This window comes from Rhodopseudomonas sp. BR0M22, from assembly GCF_010907035.1.
GTDB lineage: Bacteria > Pseudomonadota > Alphaproteobacteria > Rhizobiales > Xanthobacteraceae > Rhodopseudomonas.
In genome coordinates this window covers 1-2722 of sequence record NZ_QUMK01000134.1, presented here as the reverse complement: position 1 = coordinate 2722, position 2722 = coordinate 1, and the positions used below count along the sequence as shown (strand labels likewise).

Genomic DNA, 2722 nt, shown 5'->3' with positions numbered 1-2722 from the left:
GGGGACGAGGCAGCCGTCCGGATGGAGCGCCAGCCGCTCGGCGAACACCGCGGCGTCTTCAGGATAGGCCGCATGCACCACCGCCGCGATGGCGTCGACGGCGGGCAGATCGGCGGGCGTCATGCCGCGCCAGGTGGCGGTCTTTGCCATCATGATCTCGCGCCCGATGCCTCACGCCGGATTCTTGTAGGGCGGGCGCGGGATGTTCTTGTGGGCGGCGCGCAAGGCCGCGGACCAGCGCGAGCGGAGGTCGTGGAAATACGGCTCGCCGGCCTCGATGCGGTGATTGAGGTCGGCGTCGCAGACGTCGGTGCGGACGACGAGGACGTCGATCGGCAGGCCGACGCCGAGATTGGAGCGCATCGTCGAATCCATCGAGATCAGGCTGGTCTTCAGTGCCTCGTACAATTCGACGTCGTAAGTAATCGCGCGGTCGAGCACCGGCTTGCCGTATTTGTGCTCGCCGATCTGCAAGTAAGGCGTGTCGATGGTGCATTCGATGAAATTGCCGGCCGGGTAGATCATGAACAGCCGCATCCGCTCGCCCTTGATCTGGCCGCCGAACAGGAACGACACCTCGTAGTTGATTTCCTCGGCCTTCAGCGCTTGCGCCTCGGTCGCGTTGACGTGGCGGATGACGCGGCCGATCAGTTGCGCGGCCTGAAACATGCTGGACGCGCCGATCAGGGTCTCGCGCTCGCCGGTCTCGGCGTTTTCGAGGCCTTCGGTCAGGGTCGACAGCACCGACTGGCTGATCGACAGATTGCCGGCGCTCGCCACCGCCATGATGCGGTCGCCCGGCTTGCTGAAGACGTGCAGCTTGCGGAAGGTCGAGATGTTGTCGAGCCCGGCATTGGTGCGGGTGTCGGCGACCATCACCAGGCCCTCGCGCACCAGCACTCCACAGCAATAGGTCATCTCGTCCTCGAGCTCACAGGTCTGACAGGAATTGTGCCGGCGCGGCAGCGCCGATCGGCCGCGGGACACTAGCCCATCCGCGCCGGTCGTCCAGCCCCGAAAACGGCGACTATTGCGACTGAAACTGCCGGCCGGCCTGATCGACCTTGACCGACACGGTCAGCGTCTCGAGGCCGCCGCCGTAGCGGGTGCCGCGCACCGGTGCGGCGCCGAGATAGTCGAGCCCGATCGCGACGCGGGCGTGGGCGTCGGTGGTGCAGATGCCGTTGGCCGGATCGAACCCGACCCAGCCGAGACCCGGCACATGGGCTTCGGCCCAGGCGTGGCCGGCGGGCTGGTGCACCACGCCGTCGGCGCGCAGGAAATGTCCGGAGACGAACCGCGCCGGCACCCCGCCGGCGCGGGCGCAGGCGATGAACACATGCGCGTAGTCCTGGCAGACGCCGCGGCGCAACGCGAAAGCCTCCGCCGCCGTGGTGCCGGAATGCGTCGGATCGTCGTCGAAGGTGATGTGCTGGTTGATCGCCGTCATCAGCGCGTGCAGAAAGCCGATCGTATCGCCGCTGCCGTCGCCGCGCAGCTCGCGCGCAAGCGCCAGCATCGGCGATGCCGGCTCGGTCAGCTCGGTCGGGCGCAGAAACAGCTGCGGCGGAAACCGCTCGTCGGTGCCCTTGAGCACGCCGCCGGTGTCGGAGGTCTCGATAAGTCCTTCGGCAGTCACGGTGAGATCCTCGGTGGCGCCGACCGTGAGCACATGGGTGATGTTGCCGAACGCGTCGTAGTGCATGTCGAGGCGGGTATCGGCGGAGATGTCGATCTGCCAGTCGGCGACGTATTGGCCGTCGTGGCTGCCCGGCGTCATCCGCAGCACCTGGATCACGCCGGTGGCGGGCGGCTCGTAGCGATAGTTGGTGGTGTGCGTGATGCGCAGGCGCATGGCGTCCAAAGTCCGGTTGCGGCGGGTCGCGCGGTCGCGCGCCCTCGGCCGATCAGATGAGATACTGCTTGGCGACGATTTCGCCGAGCCGGCTGTTGTCGGCGATGAATTCCTGAATGAACTCGTGGACGCCGCGCTGGAAGATATCGTCCATGTTGGAATGCTCGAGCCGGTTGCGGATTGCGCGGGCGTGGCGTTGAGCCGGGCCCTGGCGGCCATAGGCGACGCCGATCTGGTCGAGATTGCGCACGAGATTACCATAGCACGACGCCAGCGAGCGCGGCAGGCTGTCGTTGAGGATCAACAGGTCTGCGATCAGCCAGGGTTTGAGCGTCTCGCGATACACCCAGTGATAGGCAGTGAGCGCCGACACCGAGCGCAGGATCGACGACCACTGATAGTAATCCAGCGGGCCGCCGACGTGCTCTTCTTCCGGGAGCAGCAAATGATATTTGACGTCGAGAATCCGCGCGGTGTTGTCGGCGCGCTCCAGATGCACGCCGAGCCGCGAGAACCAATAAGCGTCGTTGCGCAGCATGGTGCGATAGGCCGAACCGTCGAATCGCAGCGAGGTCTCCTGCACGAAGCGTAGGAACTGGGTCAGTTGCTCGCGGGTTTTCGCGCCCTTGCTCCAGCTCTCCTGCAATTCGATCCAGGCCGAATTGATGGTGTCCCACATCACCCCGGTCAGCGCGGTGCGGACTGAACGCGCGTTCAACCGCGCCGCCTCGATGCAGTTGCGGATCGAGGAGGGGTTGGAGGTCGACATCGACAGGAATTCGACGACGTTGGCTTCGTTGGCCTCGTCGTACTGCTCGTAGACTGTCCCCTTATACACATCTGACGCTGCCGACGCCGGAGAGAGTG

The 2722-nt window shown here is 65.7% G+C and carries 3 protein-coding genes and 1 pseudogene; all 4 read right to left on the bottom strand.

Going from position 1 to position 2722, the window contains the following annotated elements; genetic code table 11:
• Positions 1 to 153, bottom strand: a pseudogene (locus DY468_RS24875) (GNAT family N-acetyltransferase); the annotation flags it as partial.
• Positions 154 to 171: 18 nt separating this feature from the next.
• Positions 172 to 918, bottom strand: a complete 747-nt coding sequence (locus DY468_RS24375) for a proteasome-type protease (RefSeq protein WP_164608170.1) — start codon at positions 916 to 918, stop codon at positions 172 to 174.
• Positions 919 to 1027: 109 nt separating this feature from the next.
• Positions 1028 to 1855: a transglutaminase family protein gene (locus DY468_RS24370; RefSeq protein ID WP_164608169.1), complete on the bottom strand. Its 828-nt coding sequence runs from the start codon at positions 1853 to 1855 to the stop codon at positions 1028 to 1030.
• Positions 1856 to 1907: 52 nt separating this feature from the next.
• Positions 1908 to 2722: alpha-E domain-containing protein (locus tag DY468_RS24365; protein ID WP_164608167.1), on the bottom strand; the 815-nt coding region annotated here is incomplete at its 5' end.

Excerpts from the sequence above, each read along its gene's own strand:
- DY468_RS24375 (WP_164608170.1), bottom strand. The coding sequence starts at position 918 with ATGACCTATTGCTGTGGAGTGCTGGTGCGCGAGGGCCTGGTGATGGTC.
- DY468_RS24370 (WP_164608169.1), bottom strand. The coding sequence starts at position 1,855 with ATGCGCCTGCGCATCACGCACACCACCAACTATCGCTACGAGCCGCCC.